At 63.7% G+C, this 16570-nt stretch carries 18 protein-coding genes and 1 pseudogene; 7 read left to right on the forward strand and 12 right to left on the reverse strand.

Translation table 11 applies throughout. The features are described from left to right. Window positions 1-7 precede the first annotated feature (7 nt). The 7 genes from NKJ01_RS02640 to NKJ01_RS02670 all read left to right on the forward strand — a co-directional run bounded on the left by NKJ01_RS02640 (window position 8) and on the right by NKJ01_RS02670 (window position 6036). The gene (locus NKJ01_RS02640; protein WP_352725813.1) at window positions 8-982 is read left to right on the forward strand and encodes an ABC transporter substrate-binding protein; all 975 of its coding nucleotides are present in this window, start codon (window positions 8-10) and stop codon (window positions 980-982) included. 22 nt (window positions 983-1004) lie between these two features. Further along, complete coding sequence (locus tag NKJ01_RS02645; protein ID WP_352725815.1) at window positions 1005-1892, forward strand: ABC transporter permease subunit; 888 nt, start codon at window positions 1005-1007, stop codon at window positions 1890-1892. Then, window positions 1865-2653 (forward strand): ABC transporter ATP-binding protein, encoded by a 789-nt coding sequence (locus NKJ01_RS02650; RefSeq protein ID WP_352725817.1) that lies wholly within the window; start codon window positions 1865-1867, stop codon window positions 2651-2653. The genes NKJ01_RS02645 and NKJ01_RS02650 overlap by 28 nt, the downstream gene beginning before the upstream one ends. A 12-nt stretch (window positions 2654-2665) precedes the next feature. Then, window positions 2666-4051, forward strand: coding sequence for an FAD-dependent oxidoreductase (locus tag NKJ01_RS02655; protein ID WP_352725819.1), 1386 nt, complete (start codon window positions 2666-2668; stop codon window positions 4049-4051). Window positions 4052-4071: 20 nt separating this feature from the next. Then, entirely contained in the window at window positions 4072-4254 is a 183-nt protein-coding gene (locus NKJ01_RS02660) for a hypothetical protein (RefSeq protein ID WP_352725821.1), read from the forward strand. Then, on the forward strand, window positions 4251-4649 hold the full coding sequence (locus tag NKJ01_RS02665; RefSeq protein ID WP_352725823.1) for a 4Fe-4S binding protein: 399 nt from the start codon (window positions 4251-4253) through the stop codon (window positions 4647-4649). Before NKJ01_RS02660 ends, NKJ01_RS02665 begins: the two co-directional genes overlap by 4 nt. A 61-nt stretch (window positions 4650-4710) precedes the next feature. Next, window positions 4711-6036 (forward strand): LLM class flavin-dependent oxidoreductase, encoded by a 1326-nt coding sequence (locus tag NKJ01_RS02670; protein WP_352726031.1) that lies wholly within the window; start codon window positions 4711-4713, stop codon window positions 6034-6036. 24 nt (window positions 6037-6060) lie between these two features. Here the strand turns inward: NKJ01_RS02670 and msuE are convergent, their stop codons facing one another. From msuE to NKJ01_RS02730, 12 genes and pseudogenes are all read right to left on the reverse strand, one after another. After that, complete coding sequence (gene msuE, locus NKJ01_RS02675) at window positions 6061-6627, reverse strand: FMN reductase (protein WP_352725825.1); 567 nt, start codon at window positions 6625-6627, stop codon at window positions 6061-6063. A 5-nt stretch (window positions 6628-6632) separates the two neighbouring features. Continuing rightward, window positions 6633-7187: a sulfurtransferase gene (locus tag NKJ01_RS02680; protein WP_352725827.1), complete on the reverse strand. Its 555-nt coding sequence runs from the start codon at window positions 7185-7187 to the stop codon at window positions 6633-6635. A 13-nt stretch (window positions 7188-7200) separates the two neighbouring features. Beyond that, the gene (locus NKJ01_RS02685; RefSeq protein ID WP_352725829.1) at window positions 7201-7383 is read right to left on the reverse strand and encodes a rhodanese-like domain-containing protein; all 183 of its coding nucleotides are present in this window, start codon (window positions 7381-7383) and stop codon (window positions 7201-7203) included. A 129-nt stretch (window positions 7384-7512) separates the two neighbouring features. After that, the gene (locus tag NKJ01_RS02690; protein ID WP_352725831.1) at window positions 7513-8169 is read right to left on the reverse strand and encodes a vanadium-dependent haloperoxidase; all 657 of its coding nucleotides are present in this window, start codon (window positions 8167-8169) and stop codon (window positions 7513-7515) included. A 65-nt stretch (window positions 8170-8234) separates the two neighbouring features. Continuing rightward, complete coding sequence (locus NKJ01_RS02695; protein WP_352725833.1) at window positions 8235-9311, reverse strand: hypothetical protein; 1077 nt, start codon at window positions 9309-9311, stop codon at window positions 8235-8237. Window positions 9312-9363: 52 nt separating this feature from the next. Further along, the gene (locus NKJ01_RS02700) at window positions 9364-10059 is read right to left on the reverse strand and encodes an ATP-binding cassette domain-containing protein (protein WP_502905841.1); all 696 of its coding nucleotides are present in this window, start codon (window positions 10057-10059) and stop codon (window positions 9364-9366) included. 140 nt (window positions 10060-10199) lie between these two features. Then, entirely contained in the window at window positions 10200-11015 is an 816-nt protein-coding gene (ssuC, locus tag NKJ01_RS02705; protein ID WP_352725837.1) for an aliphatic sulfonate ABC transporter permease SsuC, read from the reverse strand. Window positions 11016-11017: 2 nt separating this feature from the next. After that, window positions 11018-12196 carry an FMNH2-dependent alkanesulfonate monooxygenase gene (ssuD, locus tag NKJ01_RS02710; RefSeq protein WP_352725839.1) on the reverse strand — a complete coding sequence of 393 codons (1179 nt, stop codon included), beginning with the start codon at window positions 12194-12196 and terminating at the stop codon, window positions 11018-11020. After that, window positions 12193-13143 carry a sulfonate ABC transporter substrate-binding protein gene (locus NKJ01_RS02715; RefSeq protein ID WP_352725841.1) on the reverse strand — a complete coding sequence of 317 codons (951 nt, stop codon included), beginning with the start codon at window positions 13141-13143 and terminating at the stop codon, window positions 12193-12195. Before NKJ01_RS02715 ends, ssuD begins: the two co-directional genes overlap by 4 nt. 411 nt (window positions 13144-13554) lie before the next feature. Then, window positions 13555-14901 carry an LLM class flavin-dependent oxidoreductase gene (locus tag NKJ01_RS02720; RefSeq protein WP_352725843.1) on the reverse strand — a complete coding sequence of 449 codons (1347 nt, stop codon included), beginning with the start codon at window positions 14899-14901 and terminating at the stop codon, window positions 13555-13557. A gap of 45 nt (window positions 14902-14946) precedes the next feature. Continuing rightward, window positions 14947-15693, reverse strand: coding sequence for an ABC transporter ATP-binding protein (locus NKJ01_RS02725; RefSeq protein WP_352725845.1), 747 nt, complete (start codon window positions 15691-15693; stop codon window positions 14947-14949). Beyond that, a pseudogene (locus NKJ01_RS02730) lies at window positions 15669-16549 on the reverse strand (ABC transporter permease). The gene NKJ01_RS02725 and the pseudogene NKJ01_RS02730 overlap by 25 nt, the downstream one beginning before the upstream one ends. Window positions 16550-16570 lie beyond the last annotated feature (21 nt).

A 16570-nucleotide genomic window follows, 5' to 3' on the forward strand; every position in this document is an offset into this window, starting at 1 on the left:
CCCTGCCATGACCATCGTCTCCCGCCGCATGTTCAATCTCCTCTTAGGCGGGCTGGCCGCAATTGCCAGCCTCACAGCGCTGCCGGCTCTCGCCGCCGAAGATCTCAGCAAGGTCGTTCTGCGCGTCGGCGACCAGACCGGCGCCACCAGGGCGAAATTCGAAGCGGCCGGCTTGCTCGACGACGTCCCCTATCAGATTGAGTGGTCGGTCTTTGCAGCCGCCGTCAATCTGCATGAGGCGCTGAAGGCGGATGCCGTCGACATCGGGTCGGCGGCGGATTCGCCGACGGTCAGCGCAATTGCCGGCGGTTCCAAGATCAAGATCGTCGCCAGCTGGTCGAACGGCGGTCTCGGCAGCTCGTTGATCATCCCCGCCAATAGCCCGATCAAGACCATCCAGGACCTCAAGGGCAAGACCATTTCGCCGACGACGCGCGGCAGCGTCGCGCACTACCTCGTGCTCGGCGTGCTGAAGAAAGCCGGCCTTGCCCAGGACGATGTGAAGCTTGCCTTCCTCAACCCATCCGATGCCAGCGCCGCCTTCCAGGCCGGCAGCATCGACGCATGGGCAACCTGGGGAATCTACAAGGCGCGCTCGATCGGAACGTTGAAGGCCACCGTGCTGATCGATGGCCCCGGCATCAATACCGGCAATGGCGTGCTTAGCGCCACGGACAAGGCGCTGTCGGATCCGGCAAAGGTGGCTGCGATTGCCGATTTCTCGGCCCGCACCGATCGTGCCTACAAATGGTCGAAGGAGAACAAGGAGGCTTATCTCGACTATTACGCGGCCTTCACGAAACAGGACAAGGCGACGGTCGAGAGCCTTTATCCGGACGAGGCCGCTTTCGAGCGCACGCCGATCGACGACGCTTTCGTCGCTTCACTCCAGAACGTTTTCGAGACCTGGAAGGAAGCCGGCGTTCTGAGCGGCGACGTCAATCTCGCCGACTACGTCTACCGCGGCTTGCCGACGAACTGACGCCGGTTCGAAGGAGCAGCCGATGAGTTCGATAACCACGATTACCATTCCGCCGGGCGCTGCTGAAAGGCGGCCGGCGGAGCAGACCGCGAGATCCGACGCTTCGCCGGCGCGGCAGCGCATCGAGCCGGCGTCCTCCGCCGGGCAGGGAATGCCGCGCTGGTTGCGGCGTCTGTCAGGCCCCGTGCTTCTGGTCCTGCTTTGGCATGTCGCGTCGCAAACCGGCGTGCTGCCGGGCGAGGTGCTTGCCGGTCCGTCCACGGTGATCGGCAGCGCCGCCAAGCTCATTGAGACCGGCGAGCTGCAGGATGCGATGGTCATCTCGCTCAGCCGCGCCCTGGCGGGCCTGGCGATCGGAGGCACAATTGGCGTGACGCTCGCTGTCCTCGCCGGACTGTTTCGGCTCGGCGAGGATCTGGTCGACGCCACGATGCAGATGCTGCGCACCGTGCCCAATGTCGCGCTGATCCCCTTGCTGATCATCTGGTTCGGCATCGGCGAGGCGCCGAAGATTGCGCTGATCGCGCTCGGCACCGCCTTTCCGCTCTATCTCAACGTCTATGCCGGCATCCGCAACGTCGATTCGACGCTGATCGAGGCCGGTCGCACGCTTGGCCTGTCCCGCGCCGCGATGATCCGTCACGTGGTGCTGCCGGGCGGGCTGCCGAGCGCGCTGGTCGGCTTGCGCTACTCGCTCGGCATCGCCTGGCTGGCGCTGGTCTTCGGCGAGCAGGTCAACGCCACTGCCGGCATCGGCTATCTGATGGCCAATGCGCGGGAGATGTTCCAGACCGACGTCATCGTCGTGTGTCTCGTCGTCTATGCCTTGCTCGGCCTTGGCGTCGATTTCACCGTCCGCACTCTAGAAAAGGTGTTTCTCGCATGGCGGCCAGCTTTCAGCGGAACGTGAACGTGGTTGAGGCGGCCGCGACGTCCGCCCCGAAAAAGCCGAAAGCGCCGCTGCCTGCAGTCAGGGTTCGCGGCCTCTCGCGCCGCTTCGGCGATCGCGAGGTCTTGAAGAGCCTCGATGTCGACATCGCGCCGGGCGAGTTCGTGGCGCTGCTCGGCGCCAGCGGCTGCGGCAAGAGCACGCTGCTGCGCATCCTCGCCAATCTCGACCGCGAAATCCTCGGCGAGGTGGAAGTGCCGGTGCGCCGCGCCGTCGCCTTCCAGGCGCCGCGGCTGATGCCGTGGAAGAAGGTGTGGCGCAATGTCGTGCTCGGCTTGCCGGGGCGACCCGACAGGACGCGCGCACTGGCGGCACTCGACGAGGTCGGCATCGGCCACCGCGCCGACGTGTGGCCGAAGGTGCTGTCGGGCGGCGAGGCGCAGCGCAAGTCGCTGGCCCGCGCGCTGGTGCGCGAACCCGACTTGCTGCTTCTCGACGAACCCTTTGCCGCGCTTGATGCCCTGACGCGGATCAAGGCGCAGGATCTGGTCGGTGAACTCTGGCAGCGGCATGGCTGCGCCATCTTGCTGGTCACCCATGACGTCGAGGAAGCGGTGCTTCTCGCAGACCGGGTTCTGGTCATGAAGGATGGGATCATCGCGCATGAGGAACGGATCGACTTGGCCCGTCCGCGCGACGTCGCCGATCCAGTCTTCGCCAGGATACGCGGCAGCCTTCTCGACTGGCTGGGCGTGCGCCATGGCACTCATGGCAATGCTTGAGGGTGTTGGACGATGAGCAGATCGAGCGGCGAGACTCTCGAACTGACCGCCGACGTGCTGGTCATCGGCGGCGGGCTTGCCGGAACCTGGGCAGCCTCGGCGGCGCGGCGCACGGGCGCTTCCGTCATACTGGTCGACAAGGGCTATTGCGGCACCAGCGGCGTCACGGCGACGGCCGGACCCGGCCATTGGTGGATACCGCCAGACCCTCCCGAATTGCGCGATACGGCCATCCGCAACAGGAGAAGGACAGGGGCGGGCCTGAACGATCCGGAATGGATGGCGCGCATCCTGGCGCGGACCTGGGAGAGCCTTCCGACACTCGAACGCTTCTACGACTTCTCCACGGATGAGAACGGCGTGAAGCAGTATCGTGCCTTGCGCGGCCCGGAATACATGCGTGCTCTGCGCAAATTGGTCGACAGTCTTGGCGTGACGGTCCTCGACCACAGCCCGGCGCTGGAGCTGCTGCAGCGTTCCGATGGCTCGGTGTCAGGCTCGCGCGGCATCCGGCGGCAGGCGGGTGGCGACTGGCAGGTCAATGCCGGCGCGGTCGTGATCGCCACCGGCGGCACTTCGTTCCTGTCGCGCCTGCTTGGCTCGCACACCAATACGGGCGACGGCTATTTGATGGCGGCGGAAGCCGGCGCCGAACTCTCTGGGATGGAGTTCACCACCTACTATACCGTCGCGCCGGTGCGCTCGACGATGACACGCTCGATGTCCTACGCCTTCGCCACCTATTACGACGAGGACGGTGCAGTCATTCCGATGCCGCCGGGGCCGGAGACGACACGGCCACTGGCGCGGGCCATGCTGAAGGGCCGCGTCTTCTGCGATCTCGCCCGCACGCCGGAGGATATCCGCGCGCAGGTGCCGACGATCTCGCCCAATTTCATGCTGCCGTTCCGGCGCTGGGGCATCGACCCATACAAGGACCGGTTCGAAGTGACCTTGCATGGGGAAGGGACGATCCGCGGCATCGGCGGGCTGCGCATTGTCGGCGAGGATTGTGCGACTTCGGTTCCCGGCCTTTATGCGGCAGGCGACGCGGCGACGCGTGAACTGGTTGCCGGTGCGATTTCAGGCGGCGGTAACGTCAATTCTGCCTGGGCGGTGTCGTCAGGCCAATGGGCCGGGCAGGGTGCGGCGCGCCATGTCGCGGCCAACGGTTCCGCGTCGGACGGGCGCGCCATCGGGCAAGCAGGCCTCCGCCCGGCCGCCGCGCGGCGTGACGTCGACCTTGGTCCGACGCTGTCCGCCATTCAGAGTGAGATGCAGCCTTACGACAAGAACATCTTCCGCAGCGGGGAAAAGCTCGGCACTCCGCTGAGGTACTTGAGGGTGCCTGGGCGGAGTTTGATGCGCACGCAGAGGGTGTTGGCGGCGGTCTGTTGAGAACTCGAGAAACTGCGGCCATGCTGGCCACGGCACGCTGGTGTGCCGCGTCGGCGCTGGCGCGTGACGAAAGCCGCGGCATGCACCAGCGCGACGATCGGCCGGAGACGGATCCCCGCTTCGACCGGCGCATCCTCGTTGGCGGCCTGGACAAGGTCTGGACGAGATCAGATTACGGCCACGCATTGGAACTCGCATCATGATCGAACTCGTCATCGCCGAGCGTTGCACGGGTTGCAACGCCTGCGTCGAAGTCTGCCCGACCAACGTGCTCGAAATCGTCTCCGGCAATGTGCCGCACATCGCCCGGCAGGAGGACTGCCAGACCTGCTTCATGTGCGAGCTCTACTGTCGGGGAGACGCGATCTACGTCGCGCCCGATTGTGAAAACGCCACTCCAGTCGACAAGGACGAGATCCTGGCTTCCGGCCTGCTCGGCGAATTCCGCCGCAATCATGGCTGGGACGAATGGGCACACGACCCCCGCTACACCAACGAACATTGGCGGATGGAGAGCGTCTTCCTGCGCGCACGGGATATGGCGACCGCCGAGGCGGCGGCGAAACGGGTGAGTGGAAATTATGCGTCAGGCAGGTGAAGGTCGATCCATGCGTGCGACATCCCCTATCGCCTGAGCATTTGTCCAGGATCTCATTTCCATAACACAGAAACGGCAATTGCGGCTCGGCGCGTTCATGCGCCCCGTCAGTCTCCATACGGGTGCCTGGCGTTACCCCGGCGCCTTCCCGGATGCGAACTTCAATTTCGCTCACCTGAAGCGTTTCGCGCAGACGCTCGAAGCCGCCAAGTTCGATGCGTTCTTCATGGCGGACCATCTGGCCGTGCTCAATATGCCCATCGAGGCTCTGAAGCGGAGCCATACCGTCACCTCGTTCGAGCCATTCACGTTGCTGTCGGCGTTAGCGGCGGTCACCGACCACATCGGGCTGGTAGCTACCGCCTCCACGACCTTTGATGCGCCCTACCACGTCGCCCGGCGCTTTGCGTCGCTGGACCACATCAGCGGCGGACGGGCCGGCTGGAACATCGTGACGACGTCCAACCCGGATGCTGCACTGAATTTCGGGCTGGAGGATCACGTCGAGCATGGCGAACGCTATCGCCGCGCTCGTGAGTTCTACGACGTGGTGACCGGTCTCTGGGACAGTTTCGCAGACGATGCATTTGTTCGCGATCAGCAAAGCGGCCTCTACTTCGATCCGGCCAAATTGCATGTCCTTGATCACAAGGGACCGCAACTCGCGGTGCGCGGGCCGCTCAACATCGCTCGGCCGCCTCAAGGCTGGCCGGTGATCGTCCAGGCGGGTGCATCGGAGGCGGGGCGGCAGCTTGCCGCCGAGACGGCCGAGGTAGTTTTCGCCGCACATGCGAATCTGGCGGCCGGTCAACGTTTTTATGCAGACGTGAAAAGCCGGGCGGAACAAGCAGGACGTGCTCGTGATCAGATCAAGATATTGCCCGGCGCCTTTGTGATCGTCGGGGACACGGTCGAGGAAGCCCGTGCCAAGCGGGCCACGCTCGACAGCCTGGTCTACTATGAAAGCGGGATCGCCTCGCTTTCCATTGCGATAGGCCACGATGCGTCCAATTTCGATCTGGATGGGCCGCTGCCGGACATTCCGGAGACCAATGCCAGCAAAAGCGGGCGCGAACGCGTAATCGAGCTTGCTCGCCGGGAAAACCTGAACGTCAGGCAGCTTGCCCAACGTCTGGGAGGCTATTCCGGCCTGGCGTTTGTCGGCACAGCAAAAGCGATAGCCGATCAGATGGAAGAATGGCTCGTCGAGGAGGGGGCCGACGGGTTCAACGTGATGTTCCCGTTCTTGCCAGCCGGGCTCGACGATGTCGTCGACACGGTGGTGCCGGAACTTCAACGGCGCGGGCTGTTCCGGCGCGAATACGAGGGGTCGACGCTCCGCGAAAATCTTGGTCTGGCACGTCCCAAGAATCGATTTTTCGAATAGTCGTCAGGATTTTTCGAATAGTCGTCAGGTTAAAGAAGCGCGTTCGACGCTGCGTCGGCGGGAGATCAGGAGAGAGCTCGCATCGTCGATCGCCTGTTCGCCGCGCTTGCGAATGGCCTCAGAGGCAAGCGCACCATCCAGAAAGTCCTTGTCCGTCGCATAAACGGCGGTCGGCAAGACGAGCGCTTCGAAGAAGGCAAAGAGAGGCCTGAGCTGATGTTCGATCATCAGTGCATGGCGCTCACCGCCGCCGGTCGCGGTCAGAAGTACCGGCTTACCGCGCAAGGCAGCCGGATCGACGAGGTCGAAGAAATGCTTGAACAGGCCGGTGTAGCTGCCCTTGTACGTGGGCGAGCCGACGACGAGCACCTCGGCCGAGACGACCGCATCAAGCACCCTTCGGCCTGTGTCGTCGAGGTCGCGCGACCAACGCGCCGTCCCGAGCGATGGGCCGACATCGTCCAGATCGAAGGTCACCGCCGCAAGGCCGTGCCGATGCGCAATCTCCCTGACGAAATGCTCGACGAAACCGCGCGTCTTGGATGGCCGCGTGAGATTGCCTGAGAAGCCGACGACGGTGGGGGTTGTCATGGCGGTCACCGGGTTTGCGGGTCCAGTACGACCGGGCAGCTCTCGTCCTTCGCCCAGTCGGCGAAGCTCAGATAGTAGGCGCGGACATCGTCATATCCTGCCCGGACCGCGGCGGCGGCCGCGAGTGCCGCGCGGCCACCACCGTCGCAATGGGTGACCAGGTGACGTCCGGCCCGGAACCCGGCGTCGGAGAGAAGATTGCGAAGGTCGCCGGCTGACTTCAGGCGGCCATCGTCGAGCAGGCTCTCATGCGGAAGCAACCGCGCGCCGGGCAAATGGCCGCCCCGTGATTTGCGCCGCAGATCCGTGCCGGCGAACTCGTCCGCGGTCCGAGCGTCGAGAAGCCTGACGCCGTCCAGGTCGGCCTTCAGCGTCTGCCGGTCAACGAGCCCGACCGATCCCGATCCCGGTCGAGCCTGGAATGTCGTCGGACCTGAAAGTCCGCTTGCCTGCGCAAGCAGTTCCCTCTGTCCGCGGATGGCAGGCCATCCCCCATTCACGATGAGCGCCTCTGCCCCGAAATATTGCAGGATGAACCAGACGCGGGCGGCCTCCGTCATGCGCCCGTCGTCATTAGATCACAGCGGGCCGTGGGCCGCCGACGCCGAGATCGGTGATCGCCTGCTCCCAGTAGGTGACGTTCTCAAAGGAGGTCTCGCCCGACTTCGCCGCGGCCTCCCATGCTTCGATCGGCACCCGGAGGGCATTGGCCGGATGATCCGCTTCGAATGCCGCGGGTTCGCGCACGTCAAGCAAGCGGAACGCGGCGAACGATGGTAGTGCGTCGGGCTCGATGATCGGATCGCGTCGGTTCCCCGGGCCGACGGCACGGCAGGCACGGTTCGTCCTGCAACACTATCTTGCACAACCACTGGCATCGGGTGACTAAACCTCCGCCTTGGTGCCGTCGAAACGGGTGAATCTGAACCCCTCGAACGGCTCGCGATATGTTTGCCGCTCGTTGCGGAGAATGCTGATCGCGAGCTCTTCGCCGAGCGCCAGCGACGCCGAGAAATCCGAGCGCCAATGGATGCCGGCCCAGTCGCGGCCGACGCCGTAGTTCCAGGCAAGCTTGTTGAGCTCGCCTCCGACAGTGAGCGGCTCACCCTGGTAGGGGATGAGTTTCGTCGGATCCTTGGGATCAGTCTGAACCGGGTTCGAAATCACGGCGTCCTCATCGAAGAGCGCCTTGAGGATCGTCACGTTTGACGCGGCGATCTGGGCGGCTCCGCCGGGATAGCTCGAGTGGATCGGCGCGCCCTCGGGGTAGACGTGCGACAGGAGATGGCTGCCGAACTTGCCGACGCTTCGCGCCAACGCAGCCGAGTTCAGGACGTCGCTGTGGACCGGATAGACGTCCACCTTGTTGGCGATCCGGTGATGGATCAGCCCGCCATACGCTTCCGGCCGTAGGGTGCGGTGGACATAGAACTTCTGCCAGTACGCAACGCGGATGGCCAGCGAGGCGGTGATCGGCAGCAGGCTCTGCGCGTAGGGCAGGCCGAACGTGCCGTAACCGCCGGTCTGCGTCTTCGACTTCACTTACGGATTGGATTTGCTGAAGGGGATTCCAAAACCGCCATAGTCCGGATTGGTCTTGTCGGGTGCTACACCAAGGAGCAGGGCTGCCGACCAGAAGGCGGCCGGATTGTTGTGGACGTATTCCGCGAGATCGCGGCCGGTTGCGATGTAGCGCGGCGTCGGGTCGAAGCTGGTCGGCTTGGCGGGCGGATTGCCGTTCTGGATGGCGAGCCACTCGTCGTAGCCGGTGAGGAAATCGTTCCCGGCCGCGACGGTGCGAATGCGGGCGGGGATGAGCTGGCTGCCGTAAGGAGCGTCCTTGAGCAGGAATTGCGAGATGTAGGGACCATGGAGCGTCTGGGCGGCGTCACATAGCGACTGGTTCTTCCTGACGGATCGGCCGCGTCGACGTAGAGCGCCGTCCCACGAAACAGCGACTGTGGAGTAATGCTTCCGTTCGTGCGCGGCCCGTTGAAGGCGGCGAGCTTGCTCAACTCGTTGACCGCGGCGACCACGTCCTTATTGCTGGTGTCGTCCGTCAGCTCGGACAGCGGAACGTCGCGCAGGATCGACTGCCAATAGAGCTCGACGGCCTCGCCGGCCCGCGTCGCGCTGTCGAGCGCAGGTGCCGGCGGGACCGCGAACTGCGGGCCGATGCAGCCAGTCAGATTCACGGCGAGGGAACCGATTGGATTGAGCTGCTTGCGCTTGCCGCCGAGCGGTATCGCCTCGAAGTCGACCGGATCGCCCGAGGCGTAGGCTTTCAGCGTCGCGTCGAAGGCTGGTCGGTCGACTTCGCCGCGTTCGTCATGCGGCAGGCCGCGGGTGTCGGAACCGATGAGGTTCGTATACTTCTCCTCGTCGCCATTGACCGGATGCAGCGGAACCGCCACCGCGAAATCGGTGTCCGCCGCGGCGCTCCGCGCGACATAGGCGTGTTTGCGGAAAACAAGGTGAGCCTCGGTCTCCTCCTCGCCGGCATGCGCACTGGCCGAGCCGACGGCTGCGAGGGGAGGTAACCCTGTAACCGCTATCGCTGCGACGCCTCCGGCCGCTCCAAGAAACCGGCGGCGGCCGCCGTTGTGGACATCTGCCCTATCCGGTGCGGATGCCTCACGGCCGGTCTGGCCTTCGCCTTCTGATCCGTGATCCCAGTGCGTCATTGCGATCTCCTTGTTTCGCCGAAGCGCTGCACTGATCGAAGGCATGCCGCGCCTATACCTCTTCGAGAATTCGCGCTTGCAGGGCGACTGCCGACGTGTCCGCGGCCTCGCGTCGAGGGCGAGGAAGATCGACAGGAATGTCGAGCGCTATGGCGCCATCGCGGATGACAATCACCCGGTCGGCTAGGGCCACCGCCTCGGCGACATCGTGAGTGATGAGAACCGTCGTGAAACCGTGCTCGCGCCAGATACGCTCGAGCAGGCGGTGCATCTCCATGCGCGTCAGCGCGTCAAGAGCACCGAATGGCTCATCGAGGAGAAGAACACCGGGCCGGCTCACCAGGGCACGAGCAAGAGCGACGCGCTGGCTCTGGCCGCCCGACAAGACCGCGGGCCAATCATTCGCCCGATCCGCAAGTCCGACATCGGCGAGCGCTGCCGTGGCGGTCTCGCGCCAGCCGTACGCCCGTGCGATGCCGACATTGCTGAGAACGCGATGCCAAGGGAGAAGCCGCGCGTCCTGGAAGAGCAGCCGGACGTTCGACTGCAGCGATTGGACCTCCGCGCCGCCGACCGAGACGGTCCCGCTCGTCGGGCGGTCGAGGCCGGCGATCAGGCGAAGGAGCGTGGACTTGCCGCAGCCGGAGCGACCGACAATCGCCAGCAGTTGCCCCGCCGGAATACTCAGACCGAACTCGGACAGCACCCGCCTTTCTCCAAACGACTTGGACAAGCCGTCGAGCAGCACGGCCTCTCCGTTCGCTGAGCGCTCTTCAAGACCACGCTCTGCGAATTCGCGGAGCGTCTTGGTACGAACCAGGACGGAATCCGTTTCCTGGAATACTGTGGGGCCGCCTTCGCGCAGCCGGAGCGCGGTTGCAACTTCTCTCATGGTGCTGCCCTGGTGGCGGCGGGTTGGTACGCCGGATGCCAGGCGAGAGCGCGAGCCTCGATCAGCCGGGTGATCGCGTCGGCGAGCTTGCCGAGCAGCGCGTAGACGATGATGCCGAGGACAACGATGTCGGTCTGCAGGAATTCCCGCGCATTCATTGTCATGTAGCCGATGCCCGAGGAGGCCGAGATCGTCTCGGCGACGATCAGCGTCAGCCACATGATGCCGAGCGAGAAGCGCAGGCCGACAAGAATCGACGGCAACGCACCCGGCAGGATCACCCGCCAGAACAGCGCCAGGCGGCCGAGCCCATAGACGCGCGCCATTTCGATCAGCCTGACGTCGACGGTGCGGATGCCGTGAAACGTATTCAGGTAGATCGGAAAGGCTGTTCCGACCGCAACGAGAAAGATCTTCGCTTCTTCACCGATGCCAAACCAAAGAATGACGAGTGGGATCATGGCCAGATGCGGCACGTTACGCAGCATCTGCATCGACGAGTCGAACACCGTCTCGGCCGGCCGCGAAATTCCGGCCAGAACGCCGAGGACGAAGCCGATACTGCCGCCGATAGCAAGCCCCTTCAGCGCCCGTTCCGTCGAGATGGCGGCATGGGTGAGAAGCGTCCCATTGCGCAGGCTTTCCCAAAAAGCGGTGGCCACCGCGCTCGGAGCTGGCAGGAGGCGGGTCGACATTATTCCGCTGCGCGAAGCAATTTCCCATACGACCACAATGCCGATCGGCAAGGCCCAGGACGCGAGGATCTGCAGTGCCGCTGCGCCTGCGTTTCGAAGCTGCGTCGGGTGAGCCACGGTCAGGATGCCCTTCGGGCCGCCGGCCGGATCTCGTTGGCGATGGTCTCGCCGAACGGACCCGTGTTGACGGAAAGACTCGCCCTCTCCGGTGCGTGGGCGAGCGGAAGCAGGGGGAAGACGAGCTCGGCGAAGCGGAAGGCCTCCTCGAGATGCGGGTAGCCGGAGAGGATGAAAGTATCGATGCCGATCGCCCGATAGTCTTCCATCCGCGCCGCGACTTCCTCGGCCGAGCCGACCAGCGCGGTCCCGGCGCCGCCGCGGACGAGGCCGACGCCTGCCCACAGGTTCGGGCTGACGACGAGCTTGTCGCGGCGGCCACCGTGCAGCGCGCTCATCCGGCTCTGTCCGACAGAGTCCATGCGCGAGAACACCGATTGCGCTTTGGCGATCGTTTCGTCGTCGAGATGCGCTATGAGGCGGTCGGCAGCCACCCAGGCTTCCTCGGACGTCTCGCGGACGATGACGTGCAAACGAATGCCGAAGCTGAGCTTGCGCCCGTGCTTCCGGGCTACCGCTTTGACCGTCGCGATCTTCTCCGCCACGAGCGCCGGCGGCTCGCCCCAGGTCAGATATTTGTCTACCGTCTCTGCGGCGACTTCGATCCCTTCCTCCGAGGAGCCGCCGAAGTAAAGCGGTGGATGCGGCGCCTGAACAGGCGGAAACAGCAACTGCCCGCCTTCCAGGCGGATGTGCTTGCCCGAAGTGTTGACCGTCTCGCCGGCGAGCAGCGCCTTGTAGGCATGCAGAAACTCGCGGGTGATCTCGTACCGGTCGGCATGGCTCGCGAAAATGCCGTCGCCCTTGTTCTCGACGGGGTCACCCCCGGTGACGACGTTAATCAGTAGACGGCCGTTCGACAGACGGTCGAGCGTCGCGGTCATGCGCCCCGCCACCGTCGGCGGCTGCAGCCCCGGCCTGACCGCGACCAGGAATTTCAGCTTCTCGGTGGAGGTCAGCATCGCCGAGGCGACGATCCAGGAGTCCTCGCAGCTTTTTCCCGTGGGCAACAGCACGCCGTAGTAACCGAGCTGGTCGGCTGCCTGGGCGATTTGGCGCAGATACGGCAGGTCTGTGGCGCGCCCGCCAGTGGCTGTGCCGAGGTACCTGCCGTCTCCATGAGTCGGCAGGAACCACAGCACGTTAACGCGGTCGGGAGAAAGCTCGGCGGCGACGTTCACGACTGTGGCTTCCTCACGGCATCGGCGATCGAGATCGCGGTCGGGATCAGGCCGAGTTCATGGAACACATCGGCGATCTTCTGCTGCGCGGCCACCACTTCCGGTGTGATCGGTTTCACGCCATAGGAGCGCCGCTGGACTGCGACTTCGAGAATGTCGGCAGGAATGCCGAGTGCCGGCGAAAACTGTTCGGCCACATCGCCGCGATTGGCGTTGATCCATGTGTCGATCTCGCCGAGGGATGCCACGATGGTGTCGACGACGTCGGGGTGAGTGTCGACGAAGTCGCGCGAGGCGAGATAGAATTCGTGGTTGTCCACCACGCCGCTGCCGTTTGCCAATTGGCGGGCACCGGTAGCTGCTTCCGCGGCCGCCAGAAATGGCTCCCAGATCACCCAGGCATCGACAGCCTGCTTCTCGAAGGCAGCGCGTGCGTCGGCCGGCGGCAGGAACGAGACTTCCACGTCAGAATAGGCCAGCCCGGCTTTCTCCAGTGCCTTGACGAGAAGGTAATGGACATTCGAGCCTTTGTTCAGCGCGACCTTCTTTCCCTTCAGGTCGGCGACGGTCTTGAGCGGGCTATCCTTGGGGACCAGGATCGCCTCGGCTTCTGGCGCCGGGGGCTCGTAGCCGACATAGACGAGCGGTGCTCCGGCCGCCTGCGCGAAGATCGGCGGCGCCTCACCGGTCGTGCCGAAATCGATGGAGCCGATATTGAGTGCCTCAAGCAATTGCGGCCCAGCCGGAAACTCGGTCCATTCAACCGTGTAGCCCTGCGGCTTCAGTTTTTCCTCGAGCAACCCCTTCGTCTTCAGCAGAATGAGTGTGCCGTACTTCTGAAACCCGATACGGACGATCTTGTCTTCCGCATGAGTTGCCGTGGCGGCGCCCAACGCAATGCTGCCGGCGAGCGCGAGCTTCGCAACGTATCGTATGAAGGCATTCATCAATCGGACTCCTCTTCCCATGGTCGCTGAGGTCTTTTGAATCCACGGCACGAAGCATGCCTCACGTTGCACCCGAATTCAGGGAGCGCAGTCGGGAACGCCCAGTGTCGATGAGCGTACCGGGTCGGGGTTAGGCCCTCAAAGAATATTCTACTAATTGGATAGACTTTGTTGATCGCATTTTGCTTGGACGAAAAAACTGCGGAGCAGTGCGCAAACGAGCCAATACCGACCGCGCCGCCTCGGCGGCCTTGGCGCTGGGTGACAAGGCGCGATGATGAAGACAAGCCCGGCGTCGGTCTCGGCCGGACTGTCGACCGTACTTTGCCGTTTCGAATTTCGTTCCAACAACATCGACTGCAGGATGTTATCGAATCGCTTCAAGGTCGAAGGCTCGATGCGAAGGTAAGTTCAGGCGGTCGCCTTTTGCGGCTGACTGAACGTGTTTTCCGGGCGGGGCAGACCGAAATGGTCTCTTAGCGTTGCCCCCTCATAGTCGTGCCGGAATAGTCCGCGTCTTCGCAAGATCGGCACAACCTCCTCGGCGAACACGTCGAACCCGCCCTGCAGATAGGGCGGCATGACATTGAAGCCGTCCGCGGCACCGTTGTCGAACCATTCCTGGATCTTGTCGGCGATCTGTTCGGGCATCCCGGCCTGGACCCAATGCCCGCGCGCGCCGGCGAGACGGTGGAGCAACTGGCGGATGGTCGGATTCTCGCGCTCGATGATATCGAGCACGACATGGAAGCGGCTGCTCGCACCGCGCTCGCCCTCGACACTGATGAGTTCGCGCGGAAATGGCCCGTCCAGATCGTAGCTGGAAAGGTCGGCGTCCACGATGCGGCGTAACTGATCGAGAGAATATTCCGGCTGCGTCAGCTCGTTGAACTCGTCATGCAGTGCCCGGGCTTCAGCCTCGGTTGAACCGATGAAGGGACTGATACCGGGCAACACCTTGACATGGTCAGGGTTGCGGCCAACCGACTTCACGCGCGCTTTGATGTCAGCATAAAATTCCTGCGCGTTGCCGAGTGTCTGATGTGCTGTGAATATCGCCTCGGCATAGCGGCTTGCGAATGACCGTCCGTCTTCAGACGAACCCGCCTGGACGTAGACCGGACGCCCCTGCGGCGAGCGCGGAAGCGTGAGCGGTCCCTTTACCCGATGATATTTGCCGATGTGGTTGATTGGGTGGATCTTGTCGGTGTCGGCAAAAATTCCGGACTGCCTGTCCGCGACGAGCGCATCGTCCTCCCAGCTGTCCCAGAGCTTGGTCACCACATCAACGAATTCGCCGGCGCGCTCGTAACGGTCGGCATGGGTTGGATGTCGGTCAAAGCCGAAATTCAACGCTGCCGACGCGTCGCCCGTGGTGACGATGTTCCAACCGGCACGCCCGCCGCTCAGATGATCGATAGAAGCAAACAGCCGGGCCAGGTTGTAGGGTTCGTTGTAGGTGGTCGAGGCGGTCGCGATGAAGCCTATTCTTTCAGTCACCGCGGCGAGCGCCGAAATCCATGTCAGCGGCTCCAGCCTGAAGCGGCTCGCGTAGCGGATGTTGTCGGCGAGTGCTGGCCCATCAGCAAAGAACAGCGCGTCGAACTTGCTCGCCTCGGCCTTTTTCGCCAGTTCCTGATAATAGGCGATGTCCAGCACTCTCTCGGGGGCGGAATCCTTGTAGCGCCAGCCGGCTTCATGATGACCGCCAGGATAGATGAAAAGGTTGAGGTTCAGCTGTCGTTTTTCGGCAGGCATGTGTTGGTCTCCTGGGTAGTGATTGGGCGAGAAGTCTTGAGGCCCTCAGACTGGCAGAGCCGGCGCTGTCTCGACCCCGAGATGACGCAGAAGTTCGGAGCGGATCTCGCCGAACCGGCGATCGCCATGATTGCGTGGTTTGGTGACATTGACGGCGATGTCGGCGGCGATCGCGCCGTTGTCGAGCACTAATACCCGGTCCGCCAGTGTCACGGCTTCGTCCACATCATGGGTGACCAGCAGGACCGCCGGCTGGTGACGAGCACACAGCTGGCGCAGCAGATCGTGCATGCGCAGGCGGGTCAGCGCGTCGAGCGCGCCGAACGGCTCATCCGCCAGCAGCAGTTCAGGATCACGAACAAGCGAGCGCGCTAATGCCACACGCTGCTGCTCGCCTCCAGAGAGTTCGACCGGCCATGCGGTCTCACGGCCGCTCAGGCCAACCTCTTCGAGAGCTGCGCGCCCGCGTTGGGTGGCGTCCGGCAGGCCGAGACCAAGAACGACATTCTCAAGCACCCGTTTCCATGGCAACAGCCGAGCATCCTGGAACACCACCGATTTCTTATCGGGTGTTTCCAGTCGGCCTGACCCGGAGACTTTGCCATCGAGATCGGCGAGCGCCCGCAACAATGTACTCTTACCCGACCCGCTGCGGCCGAGAAGGGCGACGAACTCTCCCTTGTCAATGTCGAGACTGAGGCCGTCTAGGATGGTTCGCGGCCCGAACCTTCTCACAAGGCTCTCGACCCGCACCGCGGGCGCGCCGCTCAATCCGCCAAAGTGCGACGCCATGACAAAGACCTTTCCTGAAAAAAGCGGACGATGCCGTCGGAGGCGAGACCGAGCAACGCGTAGACGGCAAGACCGACGATGACGATGTCAGTCTGGCCATAGTTGCGTGCAAGATCGATCATGTAGCCGATGCCGCTCGTGGCATTAACCTGTTCGACGACGACCAGCGACAGCCAGGCATAGGTCACTGCGAAACGCAGGCCGAGGAAAAAGCCTGGAAGGGCGCCTGGCAGGATGACCTGGCGGATGAATTCGCCGTAGCCCATTCGCAAGGTCTGGGCCAGTTCAACATTCGGTTGTCTATGCCGCGCAAGCTGCTGTGGGTCTGGACATAGATCGGGATCAGTACGGCCAAGGCGATAGTCGTCACCTTCATGCCCTCGCCAATGCCGAACCAGAGCATCAGCAGCGGGATCAGAGCCAGCGTCGGTATGGCTCGCTTGATCTGAACCGGGCCGTCAATGATCGCCTCGCCCAACCGGGACAACCCTGAAATGAGAGCCAGCACGGTCCCGATCAGTACGCCGAAGACCAGCCCCTGTGCTGCCCGCCAGGCAGACGTCATCAAATGATCCTGGAGCTTGCCTGTGGCGATGAGATCGATGGCAGTGCCGACAACCGACCAAGGGGCCGGCAGCGTTCTTGGATCTATAACACCGGCGACGCTGCCGATGGACCAGATCACGAGAAGCAGTGCGGGCCCGATCATGGCGCCAAAGGGGATCGCCCGTCCGAGGGCGAGGCGGCGCCTCGTTCCCGCCTTGCGCGCCTGTACAGCGGGCGCAATCAACCCCCTTTCATCGGATGCGTAGGGGATGGGGAGTGCAACTGCGGCGGTATGTGAGATTGCGGTCATCTGCGTCGTCTCCAGTGCTGG

The sequence above is a fragment of the Mesorhizobium sp. M0276 genome, from assembly GCF_040321755.1.
Classification (GTDB): domain Bacteria; phylum Pseudomonadota; class Alphaproteobacteria; order Rhizobiales; family Rhizobiaceae; genus Mesorhizobium.

What these genes read in the sequence shown, in the direction of transcription:
- NKJ01_RS02650 (WP_352725817.1), top strand. Translation starts at nt 1,865, where the DNA reads ATGGCGGCCAGCTTTCAGCGGAACGTGAACGTGGTTGAGGCGGCCGCG.
- NKJ01_RS02715 (WP_352725841.1), bottom strand. Translation starts at nt 13,143, where the DNA reads ATGAATGCCTTCATACGATACGTTGCGAAGCTCGCGCTCGCCGGCAGC.
- NKJ01_RS02720 (WP_352725843.1), bottom strand. Translation starts at nt 14,901, where the DNA reads ATGCCTGCCGAAAAACGACAGCTGAACCTCAACCTTTTCATCTATCCT.
- NKJ01_RS02640 (WP_352725813.1), top strand. Translation starts at nt 8, where the DNA reads ATGACCATCGTCTCCCGCCGCATGTTCAATCTCCTCTTAGGCGGGCTG.
- NKJ01_RS02645 (WP_352725815.1), top strand. Translation starts at nt 1,005, where the DNA reads ATGAGTTCGATAACCACGATTACCATTCCGCCGGGCGCTGCTGAAAGG.
- NKJ01_RS02665 (WP_352725823.1), top strand. Translation starts at nt 4,251, where the DNA reads ATGATCGAACTCGTCATCGCCGAGCGTTGCACGGGTTGCAACGCCTGC.
- NKJ01_RS02725 (WP_352725845.1), bottom strand. Translation starts at nt 15,693, where the DNA reads ATGGCGTCGCACTTTGGCGGATTGAGCGGCGCGCCCGCGGTGCGGGTC.
- NKJ01_RS02695 (WP_352725833.1), bottom strand. Translation starts at nt 9,311, where the DNA reads ATGACGCACTGGGATCACGGATCAGAAGGCGAAGGCCAGACCGGCCGT.
- NKJ01_RS02680 (WP_352725827.1), bottom strand. Translation starts at nt 7,187, where the DNA reads ATGACGGAGGCCGCCCGCGTCTGGTTCATCCTGCAATATTTCGGGGCA.
- msuE (WP_352725825.1), bottom strand. Translation starts at nt 6,627, where the DNA reads ATGACAACCCCCACCGTCGTCGGCTTCTCAGGCAATCTCACGCGGCCA.
- NKJ01_RS02655 (WP_352725819.1), top strand. Translation starts at nt 2,666, where the DNA reads ATGAGCAGATCGAGCGGCGAGACTCTCGAACTGACCGCCGACGTGCTG.
- NKJ01_RS02660 (WP_352725821.1), top strand. Translation starts at nt 4,072, where the DNA reads ATGCTGGCCACGGCACGCTGGTGTGCCGCGTCGGCGCTGGCGCGTGAC.